Below are 15,842 nucleotides of genomic sequence, written 5' to 3'. Positions count from 1 at the left end.
CACCATGGCCGGTGACGCCAAGAAACTCCAGCCCATCATCATCAAGCGCGTCAAGAAGGGCGGCCATGCCGCCCATGGCGGCGCGTGGAAGATCGCGTACGCCGACTTCGTGACGGCGATGATGGCCTTCTTCCTGCTGATGTGGCTGCTCGGCTCGACGACCGAGGGCGACAAGAAGGGCATCGCGGACTATTTCGCCTCGCCGTTGAAGGTCGCCATGTTCGGCGGCTCGGGTTCGGGCGACGCGTCGCACATCATCAAGGGCGGCGGTCAGGACCTGACGCGCCAGACCGGCCAGGTCAAGGCCGGCGACGTCGAATCTCCTCGGAAAACCATCAACCTGAAGGCCCTCAAGGAAGAGCAGCGGCGGGCGGAACGCGTACGCCTGCAGCAGTTGAAGGACAAGGTCGAGAAAATCATCGCGGAGAACCCCAAAATTGCGGCATTAGGTGGGCAAATCCGGCTCGATATGACACGCGAGGGCTTGCGGATCCAAATCGTGGACGAGAATAATCGTCCGATGTTTGACAGCGGCAGCGCGGTGGTGAAGCCGTATATGCGCGAGTTGCTGCAGGAACTCGGCAACGTGTTGTCCGAGGTGCCCAACCGGCTGACGCTGGAAGGACATACGGATTCACAGCCGTTTTCTGCGGGCGAGCGTGGATACAGCAACTGGGAACTGTCGGCGGACCGGGCCAATGCCTCGCGGCGAGAGCTGGTGGCGGGCGGTCTGCCGGATGCCCGGGTACTTCGCGTGCAGGGGTTGGCGTCAAGCAAACTGCTGGACACGAAAGACCCCAAAGCCCAAGTCAATCGCCGCATCAGCATCATCGTGATGAATCGCGATGCCGAGGATGCGGTGCTGAAGAACCTGCCCGATGAGGACGAGGACACTTCAGACCCCGCGGCGAGCGCGCCGCAGGCCTCAAGTTCCGCGCCCGCGGGCCGATAACGTTCCGGATCGACGTTCTGTCATCTATAACCAGATCTCGCCTTAAGCCCTCCAGTCCCCTCAGAGGAACGCCATGAGCACTGACATGAAATTCTTGATCGTCGACGACTTCTCGACCATGCGCCGGATCGTGCGCGGTCTGCTGAAGGAGATCGGCTACAACAACGCCGAAGAGGCGGAAGACGGCGTCGAGGCCCTGAGCATGCTGAAACAGGCGAAATACGATTTCGTCGTCAGCGACATCAACATGCCCAACATGAATGGCTTCGAGCTGCTCAAGGCCATCAAGGAAGACGCCACGCTGAAGCACCTGCCGGTGCTGATGGTGACGGCGGAAGCCCGCAAGGAAGACATCGTCCTGGCCGCCCAGAGCGGCGCGGCGGGCTACATCGTGAAGCCATTCACGAAGGCCACGCTGGAGGAGAAGGTCCTGAAGATCATGCAGAAGCTGGCCGCTGCGGCCTGACGCTGGGAGTCCCACCATGCAGATGGAAGAGCTGGCCAAACTGACCTCGCAATCCAACGAGCCCTTGACGGTCTCGCCCGAGGTGTTCCAACAGATCGGCACGATCACGCGCGTGCTGCACGACACGATGCAGCAGCTGGGCGTGATGCCCAAGCTGCAGGTCGCGACCGACGGGCTGCCCGACGCGCGCAGCCGCCTGACCTACATCGCCAACAAGACCGCCGACGCCGCCAACAAGGTGCTGAACTCGGTCGACCAGGCCAAGGCCGAGCACGCCAAGATCACCGAGGCCGCCAACGCGATGGCCCAGGCGATCACCGCGGACCCGGTCCGCGCGGTGGCGTCGGGCGCGGTGCTGAACTTCGTCAAGGAGGTCGAATCCTCCACGTCGAAGATCGACACCCACCTGACCGACATCATGCTGTCGCAGGACTTCCATGACCTGACCGGCCAGGTGGTCGCCAAGGTCGTGACGCTGGCCAACGACCTGGAAGATTCGCTGGTGAAGCTGCTGGTCTCGGTGGTGCCGCCGGAACAGCGCGAGAAGGTCGACCCGAGCATCCTGCAGGGCCCGGTCGTGAACCCGGAAGGCCGCGCCGACGTGGTGGCCAACCAGTCCGAAGTGGACGACCTGCTGGCCTCGCTGGGCTTCTGATCTTTCGAAGCCGGCATGGCCGCAACGAAACCCGCGCCTCGGCGCGGGTTTCTGCTTTCTGGGTTGGCGAGATCGGAAGTCGGGCCGATTTCGGGCCCTTATCCGGCCAAGGCGAAACCCCCTCCGGCCAAACAATGGCGGGGCCACGGCATAGGGCCGTGACCACCCATGGCCGATCAAGACGCACAAGACCGCAACTTACCCGCCTCGCAGAAAAAGATCGAAAGATCTCGCAAGGAAGGTCAACTGCCGCGCTCCCGGGACCTGCCGCATTTCGCGGTGATGGCCACGGGCGGCGCCTTGTTCGCGACGTCGACGCCGTACGCCGTCGAAACCCTGCAGCGCATGCTGGAAGGTGCGCTGCGGTTTGATGCCGAACAGCTGCGTTCCGCCGGCATGATGACCGAGCGCCTGTCGACGCTGACCTGGCAGGGTTTCATGCTGGGCCTGCCGGCGCTGATCATCCTGGCAATGGCGGCGATCGCCGCGCACATCGCCTCGGGCGGCTGGAACTTCACGATGAAGCCGCTGGCCCCGAAATTCACGAACCTGAATCCGATCACCGGTTTCGGCAAACTGTTCCAGATGCAGAACCTGACCACGGCGCTGAAGGCCGTGGCGCTGTCGCTGGTGCTGGGCGTCGTCGGCGCGATGGCGCTGAAGGACCGCATCGCAGGTTTCATCGGGATCATGTCGGTGCCGCTGCCGTCGGCGCTGGCCTTCGCCGGCAAGCAGCTGATGGGTGGGCTGATGATGCTGGGCCTGTGCCTGGCGTTGTTCGCCGTGATCGACGTGCCGCTGCAGCGCCACCAGTACCTGAAGCGGCTGAAGATGTCCCGCGAGGAAGCCAAGAACGAGCTCAAGGAAGCCGAAGGCAACCTCGAGATGAAGCACAAGATGCGCGCCAAGGCCCGGGAGCTGGTGAAGCGCCGCATGCTGCAGGCCGTGCCGAAGGCCGACCTGGTCGTGATGAACCCGACCCACTATGCGGTCGCCATCGCCTACGACGAGACCAAGTTCGGCGCGCCGCGCGTGGTGGCGAAGGGCCTGGACCTGCTGGCCTTCAAGATCCGCGACATCGCCAAGGAAAACAAGGTCCCGGTGCTCCAGGCGCCGGCGCTGGCCCGCGCCCTGTACGCCCACGCCGAGCTGGACCGGGAGATCCCCGGCGCGCTGTTCGGCGCCGTGGCGCAGGTGCTGGCCTACGTGTATCAGCTGAAGGCCGCGCTGAAGGGGCAGGGCGCCTCGCCGCAGGCCGTGCCGAACCCGCCGGTGCCCGACGAGCTCGACCCGCACAAGAAGCCGGGCTGGACGCCGCCGGAAGAGGAGCTGGACGATCAGTTCCCGGAAGGCAAGCCGGCCTGATCTCGGCTGTTCGATGTACCGAGCGGGCGGGGACCGGGCCGGTGCCCCCTTTCCGCTCAATCTCCTCCTCGCCGCTCGGAATTCGCTCCAAGGGGGCACCGGCCCGGTCCCCTCTGGCGAGGGCGCGCCGGAGTGGCGCCGAGGTAGGCGCGATTCCGGGGGGAATTCCCCCCTTTATCCGGCTAAAGGAAAACTGGCTCTCGCCGAACAATGGCGTGGCCCGACGGCAGTGTCGGGCAAGTGAATTCCCCTCCGGCATCCAACAGGTTGAAGGCAGCACCGATGAACGAGCTGATGGCCCGTTTGCAGAACTTCCTCGGACCCCGCGCCGCCATCGTGCAGGCGCTCGGGGCGCCGATCGCCATCATGATCATCCTGTCGATGATGGTGCTGCCGCTGCCGGCCTTCGCCCTGGACCTGTTCTTCACCTTCAACATCGCCATGTCCATCATGGTGATGCTGGTGGCCTCGCAGATGCTGCGGCCGCTGGACTTCGCCGCGTTCCCGACCGTCCTGCTGATCACGACGCTGCTGCGCCTGTCGCTGAACGTGGCCTCCACCCGCGTGGTGCTGCTGGAAGGCCATACCGGCGCCGGCGCCGCGGGCAAGGTCATCGAATCCTTCGGCCACTTCCTGATCGGCGGCAACTTCGCCGTCGGCCTGATCGTGTTCGCGATCCTGGTGGTCATCAACTTCATCGTGGTCACGAAGGGTGCGGAGCGGATCGCCGAAGTCGGCGCGCGTTTCACCCTGGACGCGATGCCCGGCAAGCAGATGGCGATCGACGCCGACCTGTCCGCCGGCCTGATCGACGAGAAGGAAGCCAAGCGCCGCCGCGCCGAACTGGGCGACGAGGCGGACTTCTTCGGCTCCATGGACGGTGCCTCGAAGTTCGTCCGCGGCGACGCGATCGCCGGCATCCTGATCCTCTTCATCAACATCGTCGGCGGCTTCGTCATCGGCGTGGCCCAGCACGGGCTGTCCGCCGGCCAGGCCGCGGACAGCTACATCCTGCTGGCCGTCGGCGACGCGCTGGTGGCGCAGATCCCGGCGCTGCTGATCTCCGTCTCCTCCGCCCTGGTCGTGTCGCGCGTCGGCAAGGACAAGGACGTCGGCCAGATGATCGGCTCGCAGGTGTTCGGTTCGATCAAGGCCGTCGCCATCACCGCGGGCGTCGTCTTCATCCTGGGCTTGATCCCGGGCATGCCGCACCTGGTGTTCATGATCATCGCCGGCGCCCTGGGCTACCTGGCCTACTGGCTGCGCACCAAGGAGCAGGCCACGAAGGCCGCCGAGACCCGCAGCAAGGCCGCCGCCCCGGTGCCCGGCGCGCCGAACCCGGATGCCGAAGCCTCCTGGGACGACGTCGTCGCCGTGGACACGCTGGGCCTGGAGGTCGGCTACCGCCTGATCACTTTGGTCGACAAGACCCGCGAAGGCGACCTGCTGAGCCGCATCAAGGGCGTGCGCCGCAAGTTCGCGCAGGACATCGGTTTCCTGCCCCCGTCGGTGCACATCCGGGACAACCTGGAACTGCGCCCCAGCCAGTACCGCGTGACGTTGCGCGGCGCGGTGATCGGGGAAGCGGAGGCCTACCCGGGCATGTGGCTGGCGATCAACCCCGGTCACGCCACGCAGAAGCTGATCGGGACGCCCACCACGGACCCCGCCTTCGGACTCCCGGCGGTCTGGGTCGAGGAGCGGCAACGGGATATGGCGCAAATGGCGGGCTTTACCGTCGTTGATTGCGCGACCGTGGTGGCCACGCATCTTTCACACTTGCTGCAAGTTCACGCGGCCCGGTTGTTGGGCCGGGTGGAAACCCAGCAGCTGGTGGATCACCTCACCAAGCAAGCGCCCCAACTCATCGAAGACGTGATTCCCAAGATGGTCAATGTCGCCGCCCTGCAACGAGTCCTCCAGTTCCTGCTGGAAGAGGGCGTGCACATCCGCGACATGCGTTCCATCGTGGAAAGCCTGGCCGAAAACGCCGGGCAGACGACCGATCCCGCCGAGCTGGCCCGTCGCATCCGCATCCACATCGCTCCGGCGATCGTGCAGCAGATCTACGGACCGGCCAAGGAGCTCGACGTCATCGCCCTCGACCCCGAGCTGGAACGTCTGGTCTCGCAGGCCCTGCACTCGCCTCACGGCGCGGCGCTGGATCCCGGCGTGGCCGACACGCTTGCAAGAAGTGCCGCGCAGACCGCGCAGTCCCAAGAGGATCGCGGTTTGCCCGCCTGCCTGCTGGTGCCCGACCTGATTCGCGCTCCCCTGGCCCGTCTGCTCAAGCGCGCTGCGCCGCGGCTGAAGGTGCTGGGGCACAGCGAGATTCCTGAAACGCACACGATCCGCATCGGCTCCATCATCGGAGGCACGGCATGAACGTCAAACGCTTTACCGCCCGCAATTCCCGAGAAGCCATGGCCCTGGTCCGCCAGGCCTTCGGCGACGACGCGGTCGTGCTCTCGAACAAGCCCTGCCCCGAAGGGGTGGAGGTGCTGGCGATGGCGCCGGAAGGCATGTCGCAGATCGAGCGCGTCGCCGCCTCGACGCCGCGTGCCGCCGCTGCTGCGCCCCGCGCCGCCGCGCCGCGTCAGCCGGCTGCCCAGCCGCAGCGCCAGCAGCAACGGGAAGACGTGCCACCGCGTCAGGCGCTCAAGCAGCGTCTGTCCGCGTCGCCGGCCCCGCAGCGCGCGGAGCCCGGTTTCGGTGGCTCGGGTGCCTCGGTGGGCGAGGACGTCAATGCGATGGCCATGAGCACGCTGTCCTTCCAGGACTACGTCCGGGAGCGCATGCTCAAGCGCCGCTCGGCCGAGATGAACGGCCTGCCTGATCCGATGATGGACGAGCCGGCGCCCGCCTTTTCGCAATCTCAGATCAATGCGCAAATGAATGAATCGGTCGCCTCGATGGCTGCGCAGCGCGACCAGCGCGCGCGTTCCGCGATGCAGACCCTGGGCGCCCGTCGTGTCGACGAGCGTGCCTACGACTCCGCGCCGGCCCCCGCGCCGCGCGTCGTGCCGCCGGTGCTGCGCGACGAGATCCGCGTGCAGCAGCAGTCCCTGCAGGACCTGGGCGGCATCGGCCACGGCTTCGGCGGCATGGGCAACCATCCGCTGAACGACATGCCGGCGTCCTCGCGTCGCGAGCAGGAGATGATGACCGAGCTCCGCGCGATGAAGGGCATGATCGAAGAGCGCTTCGGCGCGCTGGCCTTCATGGAGAAGCTGCAGCGCCAGCCCGCGCAGGCCCGCCTGACGCAGAAGCTGCTGGATGCCGGTTTCTCGCCGGCCCTGGTGCGCAAGCTGGTCGAAGGCCTGCCGGCGCAGACGACCGAGGAAGCCGATTCCCACGCGTGGGCCGCCAACGTGCTGTCGCGCAACGTGCAGACCGCCGAGCAGCAACCGGCCCTGGAAGACCAAGGCGGCGTGTTCGCGATGATCGGCTCGACCGGCGTCGGCAAGACGACGACGACGGCCAAGATCGCCGCGGCCTTCGCCACCAAGTACGGCGCGAGCCAGCTCGGCCTGATCACGCTGGATGCCTATCGGGTCGGCGCCCACGAGCAACTGCGCGCCTACGGCCGCATCCTGGGCGTGCCGGTGCACACGGCGCATGACCGCGCCTCGCTGGAAGACCTGCTGGACCTGCTGTCGTCCAAGAAGATGGTGCTGATCGACACGGCCGGCACGGCCCAGCGCGACAGCCGGACCGCCGAGCTGCTGGAGATGCTGGCGCACAAGAGCATCAAGCGCATCCTGGTCGTCAACGCCGCTCAACAGGGCGAGACGATCGAGGACGTGGTCGGTGCCTGGCGCGGCGCGGAAGCGCAGGGCGTCATCCTGTCCAAGCTGGACGAAGCGGTGAAGCTGGCCCCGGCGCTGGACACCGTGATCCGTCACAAGCTGCGCGTCCTGGGCGTCACCAACGGCCAGCGCGTGCCGGAAGACTGGCATCGCCTGTCGTCGCAGGCCCTGGTGCAGCGCGCGCTGCGCAGCCACGGCCAGGCGGCCTGGCGCGTGGATGCTTCCGACGTCAACCTGATCTTCACCGCCGGCACGATGGCCGGATCGGCGGGCGCATCCTCGCCGATGGGGATGAACTGACCAAGGGCTGACCGCTCGGCCGGAGGGGCTTCCGGGGGACCGGAGTTGCCAAACCCGGTCACAAGTTCTAGAAAGGGGGAAGGGCTCGGGCCTTTCCCCCTTTTCCGTTGCGGCGGGGGACGACTCGAAGTCGTTGTGTGAGAGGTCCACGAGGTGAGGGTGCCAGGAGAGAAAAGCGGGGTGTTTCCCCCTTTCAATTCCCGGTCAAGGAGTGGCCCCCGGGGCGAAACTTCCGGTAACGGCTCCAGCAATGGCCGGTTCCTTTCGAGAGGGACATGGTGGCTGGAGCGGAAACACGCAAGAGACACAGAGCAGCCCAATGCGCGACTTCAGCAATGCTCCCAAGGACCAGGCCGACGGCCTGCGCCGTCTGTTCGCCACGGCGCGCGTGCGCGTGGTGCCGGTGGTGAGCAATCCGCATGTGGTGGGAAGCGGCGCGCTGCTGGAAGGCATGTGCGCGGCGTTCGGCGAACTCGGCCTGCACACGCTGGTCGTGGACGCGGGCGAGCAGGCCGCGGCGCCGTCGGACCTCGCGGCGGTGGACCTCGCGGCCTGCGTGGAGGCGCTGTCGGCGAAGGTGTCCTTCCTCACCGCGCGCGGACTGCCGCTGCGCTACATCAATGCCAACGGTTCGGCCGCCCAGTTCCTGGAAGCGGTGACCGACGCGGCGCCGTTCGCGGACGTCGTCCTGCTGCATGCCAGCGCCGCGGAACTGAGCCGCGTGCTGGTCTCGCGCGAAGTGCGTCCGGTGCTGCTGGCCGACACCGACGTGCAGAGCGTGACCTACGCCTACGCCGGCATGAAATGGCTGACGCAGCGCGCGGGCCTGATGGTCTACAGCCTGCTGCTGGCCTGCAACCCGCAGCTGCGCCTGGCGGAGCGGATCGCCCAGCAGCTCTCGAGCTGCGGCGACGGCTTCCTCGGCGCGGTGCTGCGCGAGTGGGCCTGCATGGATCCCCGCCAGCCGGTCTCCGCGCCCCTGACGCACGAGCTGCGTCACATGGCGCGCGAGCTGCTGCTGGCCTCGGTACCGGGTGCGGCGCTCGACAGCGCCGCTGATGCGATGCCGCTGCGTCCGCGGCCGATGTGGCAGCCCAAGGCTGGCCGCGCCCCGCAAGGCGTGACCCTCGCTGCGCATTGACGCCGGATTGGAGACGAGACGATGTACACCGCCAAGGGTCAACTCGACAACAACTCGCTGATCCGCCAGTACAGCCCGCTGGTGCGCCGTCTGGCGCATCAGATGATCGCGAAACTGCCGGCCAACGTTGAACTGGACGACCTGATCCAGGTCGGCCTGATCGGCCTGACGGACGCGCTGTCGCGCTTCGACACGGCGCAGGGCGTGCAGTTCGAGACCTTCGCGACGCAGCGCATCCGCGGCGCGATGCTCGATGAACTGCGCGGCAGCGACTGGATGAGCCGCGGCAACCGCCGCCAGCAGCGCTCGATCGAGAGCGCGGTGCACAAGCTCGAGCAGAAGCTCGGCCGCCCGCCGCAGGAGTCCGAGATCGCCGTCGAGATGGGCATCTCGCTGACCGAGTACCAGGAGATGCTGGGCAAGGTGCGCGGGACGCAGCTGGTCTATCTGGAGGACATCTCCGGGGACGACGACAGCGACGACTACCTCGATCGTCACGTCAGCGACGATTCGGCCGATCCGATGTCGATGCTGCGCGACCACCGCATGCGCGAGGCGCTGGTGGAGGCGATCAAGAACCTGCCGGAGCGCGAGGCCTACGTCATGTCCATGTACTACGAACATGACATGAACCTGAAAGAGATCGCCGCGGTGCTGAAGGTGACTGAATCGCGGGTGTGCCAGCTGCACAGTCAAGCGATTGCCCGATTGCGCGTGAAGCTGCGCGACTGGTAAAACGAGCCGCACAGCGGCCGCAGTTCTTGTGGTCCATAAACCATGAGGGGAGCGACCGATGTGGGACTCATGGCGCAGGCGCGCCGGGAAGGTGGCGCCAGATGCGTCGGTGGGGGGAGCCGACATCGGCTTTCATGAGCCGGCGATGCAAGGGAACACGGCGAAGGTCGTCCGGGAGCTCTCCTCCGGCGTTTCCAAACTGGGCCGTGACGCGGCCGAAGTCCGCGGGTTGCTGGAGGACACGCAGAAGGTCGTGACCTCGCAGGCGCAGGCGATGCAGGCGCTGGGCTCGGAGCTGCAGCAGGTCCGGCATGCGCAGGACGGCATCAATCAAAGCACGAACCAGACGCGCGAGGCGGTGGAGCGCGCGCGCACGGCCTTGTCGGGCGTGGGCGACGAGGTGGGCGGGATCGTGGCGACGCTGCGGCAGGTGTCCGGGGCGGCGTCCGAGATCACGAAGATCGCGTTGCAGACGCGGCTGGTGGCGTTCAACGCATCGGTGGAAGCCAAGCGCGCCGGCGAAGCGGGCCGCGGCTTCGGCGTGGTGGCGGATGCGGTGAAGGACCTGGCGGCGCAGGTGGAGGCGTCGTCGAAGGCCATCATGGGCACGGTGGGGACGCTGGATGCGCGGATCGGGACCTTCAGCCGGGAGTTGAGGGCGGACGGCTCGGGAGGAGCCGGCGAGAGCAAGATCCTGCAGGCGTTCGCGGATGTGGAGGTCGATGTCGACCTCATCGCGAAGTCGGCGCAGGAGAGCCAGGCGACGACGCATCAGTTGGCGGAGCGTTCGGGAGAGCTCGGGGTGGAGATCCAGCAGGCGATGCGCAAGCTGGAGTCGGCGTTCGCGTGCAGCGACCGGTTCCTGCGGCTGTCCGAGCAGATGATCGAGCAGATCGCGTCGAGCGGCATCGAGGTCGAGGACTCGCCGTACATCCAGGCGGTGCAGAGCGCGTCGGCGGAGATCGCGGGCTTGCTCGAACGCGCGGTGAAGGAGAAGCGGATCGACGTCTCGGCGCTCTTCGACGAGCAGTACCAGCCGATCGCGGGGACCGACCCGCAGCAGTTCACGACGAGATTCACGCAGATCGCGGATCAGCTGTTCCCGGAGGTCCAGGAGCGGATGCTGAAGTTCTCGGACAAGGTGGTGTTCTGCATCGCGGTGGACCGCAACGGGTACGTGGCGACGCATAACAAGCGCTATTGCCAACCCCAGCGCGCGGGCGACGTGGCTTGGAATACAGCCAATAGCCGATACCGGCGGATCTTCAACGACCGGACAGGGCTGGCTTCAGCCCGGAATCAACGACCGTTCCTTCTGCAAACCTACCGCCGGGATATGGGCGGTGGGAATTTCGTGCTGCTCAAGGAGGCTTCGGCACCCGTCACCGTTGCTGGGAGGCATTGGGGCGGTTTGCGTCTCGCGTTCAATTTCTAATTTTTAACAGGGAGGACGTCATGGAGAGATATGCCAACAATAACGGTGACTCTGGAGTGGTCGCATATGAGATTGGGCAGGGTTCCATCAAGGTTAGTTTCGAGATGGGATGACCTATCTCTATACTAATGGGTCTACTGGAGCTGCGAATATCGCGGAAATGTAAAGGCTTGCGCGCGCGGGGAGTGGTTTGAATTCATACATTAAGCGAGTGGTTAAAAGCGGTTATGCCTCGAAAGGCTGAAGGCGTCGTTGGTACGTCTGCGATTTTCCTCTCGGCCTTCTGGTCGGGATGGCCCCGGTCGGCTGGCTCTTGTGTAGCTACTGATTCTAGGGAGTCAGGCTAAAGAGTTAAGTCACTGCGGCTTAAAATCCAACAAAAGCCAGTAATCGACGCTGCGGTTGGTTTTCTGCATACTGCGAAGCAGATGCTCAAAACATCGTATTTCCAGCGAATGCTATCGCGCTAAATTATCGTCCCGCTTCTGCGGGCGAGATGGATCTTTCCGCGAGGAGGATCGCACGTTGGAAATCCGTGTTTTGACATCTCGCCCACCCTACGCATTCAATTGCTCAGGTGGTCGTCCCTCAACTGCCTTTTAGTTAAGGACCTCCATCCTATGCTCTCCAATCGCTTCCTTGAAACCGTCGCCGAAAGCAATTTCCGTCTCTCCGAATTCCTGGCCCTCGAACACCTCGACTTGGACCCGGCCCGCGGCGCCCCGGCAGTCCCGCTCCTCGACCGCATGCCCCTTGAGCTCAATTCCGAACGCACCCTGGAGCAGCTCAGCGTCGCCGCCGGCAATCCCTATCGCTATGACATACTCGAAAACGGCAGCTGCTACTGCTATCCGCTCGTGCTCAAGCAGTCCACCACCGTCCGCACCGCCATGTTCAACGTCCGCGAACGCCTCACCCAAGTGATCTCGCTGATGCAGGATTTCGATGTCCCGATGAGCGAGCACCGCGCCAACGGCTGCCTCCGCGATACCGCCCTCGATCTCGTCCACGAGATCGCCAGCTTCTTCGCAGTCATGGAGATCGCGGTCGTCGAGGACCACAACCGCCAGGTGAAGAACTCGATCCAGGCGAGCTGATGTCTCTCACTGGCAGACCCCGAGCCAAACCCCAGACCCCCAAAAGAAAACGAGTGCCCACGCGGGAGCGTGTGGCACTCGTTTTGTTTTGATTGCCTCGCGAGGGATCCATGCAAGTCGCTTTAATTGACCTTGAAGCGCCCCCGGCTCTGATGTGGGTCCCACGACTTGCGCGTGAGCGGTTCGTTATCGACGCGCCTGAGCTTGGCAAGACTTGTCTCGGGCATCGCCTTCACCTTTTCTGAAAGCCTGTTTGATTCGATGGTTACATCGGCTTTAACACACTCAAGCACCGCGACGAAAAGCTCTCTGTACGCAATCATCCACGCCTGAAAGAAGCCGCCAACCAGATTGGCGGCCATTGAAACCCCAGTGATTCTCTGGTTGCCGTTGTCCTCCACGACCGCCTGGATTCTGACTCGAACATCGTCAAAATGATTTACCGAGTGTGCAACCCACTTGTTTCGTAAGTCTCCGACCTGCGCGTGGCGTCGCTGAAGTTCAGAGGGCAATCGTTCAATCAAGCTAGCGTCGACAGCCTTGCGAGCGCCGCTGCCAAAACATCGGCCGTAGCTTATGAATGCAGCTCGACATAGAGCGTGTCGCGTATGCTCCCTACGCATAATTTCGTCTGTCGATAGGCCGGGCGCCGTAGGATCGATCTCGATGTGAAGGTCGCTGAAACGTACGGCTTGCTCCAGATCAATTTGTATGCCATACAAATCTGCTAGCTTTTGTGAATCTGGAACGCAGTATTCGAACTCCTTTAAAACACTCATGCATGCCCCTTGGTTGCGAACAAGATTTTTAGTCTTCTATTGGTTCGACCGGCCAATTCTAAATCATCAATTTCCTAGCCAAGTGATGAAATCGTTTGGATCCAGCCTTGGGGTGAGGTATTGATTGACTGTGAGATAGCCTAATGTCTCTCCATTTTTTACAAAGATTGGCGGAGTCGTAGAAAATCTGTTGTAAGGCGACTCTGTCCCGTACGGGCTTCCATATTGAGAATATTGGTTGAATATTGACTCTGCGGCGAACCGGTTTCCATGCGCGCCGTAAGGGTTGATTAAAGAATCGGTGTCAAATTTGTTGCGATTGACGTTTCCGAGAAAAACTCCGCTTGGGGTTTTTAATTGACTTCCGAGAATTGAGTCCGTACTCAATATTTCTGCGAAATTTCGAGTGCCGATATTGGCAAGAAGATCGGCGGCGGTTTCGGGCGGAATGTGGCCAGAATTTATAAGGCTAGTGATTGATTCTAAGAGTTTGGATGCGGCGGGCTTAGGGAGCTGTGTTTCAAAGTAATCTTTGAACCCACGTGGTAGTCTGGGCATCCGAAGCCGACGCATGGGGCGCATGGGTCGAAGAGGCCTCATGGGCCGTAGAGGCCGAAGGCGGCTATGACCTTGAGTATTCATATTTACGAGAAGCCGGTCATCATTTGATAGCGTACCAATGTAAGAGCCATCGGCGGCGCTATATACGTCGTCACCATCTTCTATAAAGCCGATCCAGTTGCAGTTTGGATCAAATAGATGATTGCCTTGTACGAATGCAACGTATGCTCCGCTGGTGTTGAATATATACCGCACGGACATTAATTGTCTCCCCAAAATGCATAGTACAGTCCGACAATCTGAAATACAATACCAAGCGCAAGAATAGCCCACCCCGTGGTTGCTAATGCATTATTCCCGCCTGTCAGAATGTTAATTGCAAATCCGACTGGTATGGCTGCTGCTGCTTGGAAAACGGCGCCGGTTCGCGCTCTTGTTTTTGCGTGGTCATAGCCGCTGACATACGTATTTGCAGTATTGAGTTCATTTTTCAACGAGCCATTTTCGTTGTTGAGTCTATTGTGATCATGCAACAGCATGGTCAGCGCTGGCTTGTTTTTCAATAGGTCATCAACCGTGACTCCGGCGAGACTCGACTGGATAAAGCCAAGTGGATTGATAAGCGGAGATGCAGGAATTGGTGGAACCGTTGCGGCCGCAGCCGGAGTCGCCGGTGCAGCCGGCTGAGCAGGGGTATTCGGACTGGTTGCCACGTGGCGCTCCTGTGGGCGGATGTGTTTTTCGTCTTGCGGAATTAATGTATTGCCAGTTGGCGCTGGCTCATAGAGATCCGCTGTTGCCGGGTTGGCCTGAGCGCAACATTCTTAATTGCATCTCACGCGGCTACCGCTCTCGGAATGAATCCCCGATCCGTCAACGACCTGATCACCCCTCGCAGCAGCATGCTGTTGCTGAACCCGAGCGTGTACTGCCGCGCCTCCGGATGCGTCGGCTGCAGCATCCCGTTGTCCAGCAGCCTGCGAATCTGATACGTGCGCTGCTGGCTGCTCATCCCGGGCATTGCTTCGGCCAGGTCGGCCGACTTCACGACCTTCTTGTTGATCGCCACCTTCAGGATGCGTTCCTCTTGCGCCGTGATCAGCTGGCGCGCTCGCGCATGGGCCAACGCCGGATGTAGGATCTCCGCGGTGAGGTTTCCATAGTCCGCCAAGCGGTCGAGCTTGCGCACTTCATCCCGCACGCCTGAAAGCACATAGGTGCACCACGCCTCCAGCGCTTCATCGGTCCCCGAGTCCGCCAAGGACAGCATCTCGTAGTACTTCTCGCGATCCGCGCAGAAGACTGCGGCGGGGTTCAACAGTCGCCCGTCTTCAGCGCTCACCCTGAACCCGTACTTGATCAGCAGCGCGTAAGTGAAGAGCCGCACGACGCGCCCATTCCCATTGCCGAATGGGTGGATCCATGCGAAGCGGTGGTGCGCGAGCGCCACCTTCATGAGGTCGTACTTGCGTTGGTCGTCGCGGTTGACGAAGTCGATGAGCTCCTGCATGTAGGCATCGACTTGCATCGCGTCAGGCGGTGCGTGCTCCGACAGCGCGATTTCCACTGCGCCGCTGCGGTAGGCGCCAGGTGTCTTGTCACCCTCGCGCTGGAGACCGTCAACGGTCATCGCATGCAAGCCGCGCAGGAGATGCGCGGTGACCGGCGATCCGGGCGTGATGGCGCCCTCGATCTCATCCATGGCGAGTTCGATGTTCCCGATCTCTCGCAAGGCATCTGCTTCCACCAGCGAGGGCTCCGACGCCTTGGGATCGGCGAACTTGGTCTCGACGTAGTCGGCCAGCGTCGTGTGGTTCCCCTCGATCCGAGCGGACGCCAAGCTCTCCAGCAGATGGAACACCTGCTTGAGTTGGAAGAACACCGTCGGGGGCGTCGATCCCTTGATCTCAAGCCGCCTCAGTTGCTCCAGGTCCGTCAGGACGTCGAGCAGTGGCGACGAAAAGTTGGGGTTCAACAGGCGCAGCGGATGGTCGACGAACTTCGCCATGATGTGTTGTGTAAGTTGAATCGCTCTTTTTGGTATGTTGAATCTTGTAGGAATTTCTTCGTGCTGACAATGACTTAGATTTTTCGTTGTCGGTCGGTATGTTGAATTTAGATTTTTGGGATGTTGAATGGACGGCTGCGGCCATGTCGAAAAGACGCCCGAGATCTGCATGGCGTGGCCCTCGTCCAGCGGCGCGTCTTCCCGTGTCGATCCGTGAGGTCAGCGGTCGTGCGTGTCAGGTCATGCCCGTTGCCGAGCTGGTCGGCACGAAGCAGATCTTCCGGTTGATGCTGCCGATCGGCCTTGATCGCAGGGGGCGGGGCGGTCCTCGCGCTCGACGAGCTCGACCTGCACCGGAGGCGGACCATTGGCTAGGTTAGGCTTCCAGCCGCTCACCTCCACAAACCCTCGGCGATGTCCATAGCTCGCGAACCTTGCATCAAATGCGGCGCAGTCATCCTTGCTGACCATGGCGTAACGCTCAAGACGGTCGCACAGCTTTCGACGCTGCCGCCGGCGAACTACGCCGAAGAGATCGC

14 protein-coding genes are annotated in these 15,842 nt (G+C 63.0%); 10 read left to right on the top strand and 4 right to left on the bottom strand.

The window, feature by feature from the left end; genetic code table 11:
* Positions 1-4: 4 nt before the first annotated feature.
* The 10 genes from motB to AC1VNM_RS14805 all read left to right on the top strand — a co-directional run bounded on the left by motB (position 5) and on the right by AC1VNM_RS14805 (position 11,955).
* Positions 5-952: a flagellar motor protein MotB gene (gene motB / locus AC1VNM_RS14850; RefSeq protein ID WP_377161332.1), complete on the top strand. Its 948-nt coding sequence runs from the start codon at positions 5-7 to the stop codon at positions 950-952.
* A 73-nt stretch (positions 953-1,025) separates the two neighbouring features.
* Positions 1,026-1,418 carry a chemotaxis response regulator CheY gene (gene cheY, locus AC1VNM_RS14845; protein WP_067276146.1) on the top strand — a complete coding sequence of 131 codons (393 nt, stop codon included), beginning with the start codon at positions 1,026-1,028 and terminating at the stop codon, positions 1,416-1,418.
* A gap of 16 nt (positions 1,419-1,434) precedes the next feature.
* Complete coding sequence (locus AC1VNM_RS14840) at positions 1,435-2,073, top strand: protein phosphatase CheZ (protein ID WP_082938636.1); 639 nt, start codon at positions 1,435-1,437, stop codon at positions 2,071-2,073.
* Between the two features lie 168 nt (positions 2,074-2,241).
* Positions 2,242-3,438 carry an EscU/YscU/HrcU family type III secretion system export apparatus switch protein gene (locus AC1VNM_RS14835; RefSeq protein WP_377161335.1) on the top strand — a complete coding sequence of 399 codons (1,197 nt, stop codon included), beginning with the start codon at positions 2,242-2,244 and terminating at the stop codon, positions 3,436-3,438.
* 282 nt (positions 3,439-3,720) lie between these two features.
* Complete coding sequence (gene flhA / locus AC1VNM_RS14830; protein WP_483107412.1) at positions 3,721-5,823, top strand: flagellar biosynthesis protein FlhA; 2,103 nt, start codon at positions 3,721-3,723, stop codon at positions 5,821-5,823.
* Positions 5,820-7,547 carry a flagellar biosynthesis GTPase FlhF gene (gene flhF, locus AC1VNM_RS14825; protein ID WP_483107411.1) on the top strand — a complete coding sequence of 576 codons (1,728 nt, stop codon included), beginning with the start codon at positions 5,820-5,822 and terminating at the stop codon, positions 7,545-7,547. Before flhA ends, flhF begins: the two co-directional genes overlap by 4 nt.
* Positions 7,548-7,866: 319 nt before the next feature.
* Entirely contained in the window at positions 7,867-8,688 is an 822-nt protein-coding gene (locus AC1VNM_RS14820) for a MinD/ParA family ATP-binding protein (RefSeq protein WP_483107410.1), read from the top strand.
* A 21-nt stretch (positions 8,689-8,709) separates the two neighbouring features.
* Positions 8,710-9,423: an RNA polymerase sigma factor FliA gene (locus AC1VNM_RS14815; RefSeq protein WP_377161343.1), complete on the top strand. Its 714-nt coding sequence runs from the start codon at positions 8,710-8,712 to the stop codon at positions 9,421-9,423.
* 253 nt (positions 9,424-9,676) lie between these two features.
* Positions 9,677-10,858 (top strand): methyl-accepting chemotaxis protein, encoded by a 1,182-nt coding sequence (locus tag AC1VNM_RS14810; RefSeq protein ID WP_483107409.1) that lies wholly within the window; start codon positions 9,677-9,679, stop codon positions 10,856-10,858.
* A gap of 620 nt (positions 10,859-11,478) precedes the next feature.
* A complete protein-coding gene (locus tag AC1VNM_RS14805) occupies positions 11,479-11,955 on the top strand; it encodes a hypothetical protein (RefSeq protein WP_483107408.1) in 477 nt (158 codons plus the stop codon).
* Positions 11,956-12,077: 122 nt separating this feature from the next.
* On the opposite strand, the gene AC1VNM_RS14800 is transcribed toward AC1VNM_RS14805, so the two are convergent.
* The 4 genes from AC1VNM_RS14800 to AC1VNM_RS14785 all read right to left on the bottom strand — a co-directional run bounded on the left by AC1VNM_RS14800 (position 12,078) and on the right by AC1VNM_RS14785 (position 15,303).
* Positions 12,078-12,734, bottom strand: coding sequence for a hypothetical protein (locus AC1VNM_RS14800; RefSeq protein ID WP_483107407.1), 657 nt, complete (start codon positions 12,732-12,734; stop codon positions 12,078-12,080).
* 66 nt (positions 12,735-12,800) lie between these two features.
* The gene (locus AC1VNM_RS14795) at positions 12,801-13,556 is read right to left on the bottom strand and encodes a 4-fold beta flower protein (protein WP_377161351.1); all 756 of its coding nucleotides are present in this window, start codon (positions 13,554-13,556) and stop codon (positions 12,801-12,803) included.
* Positions 13,556-14,008: a hypothetical protein gene (locus tag AC1VNM_RS14790; RefSeq protein WP_377161353.1), complete on the bottom strand. Its 453-nt coding sequence runs from the start codon at positions 14,006-14,008 to the stop codon at positions 13,556-13,558. Before AC1VNM_RS14790 ends, AC1VNM_RS14795 begins: the two co-directional genes overlap by 1 nt.
* 122 nt (positions 14,009-14,130) lie before the next feature.
* Entirely contained in the window at positions 14,131-15,303 is a 1,173-nt protein-coding gene (locus AC1VNM_RS14785) for a Fic family protein (RefSeq protein ID WP_483107406.1), read from the bottom strand.
* Between the last annotated feature and the right edge of the window lie 539 nt (positions 15,304-15,842).

It is taken from the genome of Mitsuaria sp. MSU3D, assembly GCF_056867975.1.
The sequence above is the reverse complement of the archived record's forward strand: the minus strand, read 5'-3'. Positions and strand labels throughout refer to the sequence as shown.

What these genes read in the sequence shown, in the direction of transcription:
- motB (WP_377161332.1), top strand. Translation starts at nt 5, where the DNA reads ATGGCCGGTGACGCCAAGAAACTCCAGCCCATCATCATCAAGCGCGTC.
- cheY (WP_067276146.1), top strand. Translation starts at nt 1,026, where the DNA reads ATGAGCACTGACATGAAATTCTTGATCGTCGACGACTTCTCGACCATG.
- AC1VNM_RS14840 (WP_082938636.1), top strand. Translation starts at nt 1,435, where the DNA reads ATGCAGATGGAAGAGCTGGCCAAACTGACCTCGCAATCCAACGAGCCC.
- AC1VNM_RS14835 (WP_377161335.1), top strand. Translation starts at nt 2,242, where the DNA reads ATGGCCGATCAAGACGCACAAGACCGCAACTTACCCGCCTCGCAGAAA.
- flhA (WP_483107412.1), top strand. Translation starts at nt 3,721, where the DNA reads ATGAACGAGCTGATGGCCCGTTTGCAGAACTTCCTCGGACCCCGCGCC.
- flhF (WP_483107411.1), top strand. Translation starts at nt 5,820, where the DNA reads ATGAACGTCAAACGCTTTACCGCCCGCAATTCCCGAGAAGCCATGGCC.
- AC1VNM_RS14820 (WP_483107410.1), top strand. Translation starts at nt 7,867, where the DNA reads ATGCGCGACTTCAGCAATGCTCCCAAGGACCAGGCCGACGGCCTGCGC.
- AC1VNM_RS14815 (WP_377161343.1), top strand. Translation starts at nt 8,710, where the DNA reads ATGTACACCGCCAAGGGTCAACTCGACAACAACTCGCTGATCCGCCAG.
- AC1VNM_RS14805 (WP_483107408.1), top strand. Translation starts at nt 11,479, where the DNA reads ATGCTCTCCAATCGCTTCCTTGAAACCGTCGCCGAAAGCAATTTCCGT.
- AC1VNM_RS14800 (WP_483107407.1), bottom strand. Translation starts at nt 12,734, where the DNA reads ATGAGTGTTTTAAAGGAGTTCGAATACTGCGTTCCAGATTCACAAAAG.
- AC1VNM_RS14795 (WP_377161351.1), bottom strand. Translation starts at nt 13,556, where the DNA reads ATGTCCGTGCGGTATATATTCAACACCAGCGGAGCATACGTTGCATTC.
- AC1VNM_RS14785 (WP_483107406.1), bottom strand. Translation starts at nt 15,303, where the DNA reads ATGGCGAAGTTCGTCGACCATCCGCTGCGCCTGTTGAACCCCAACTTT.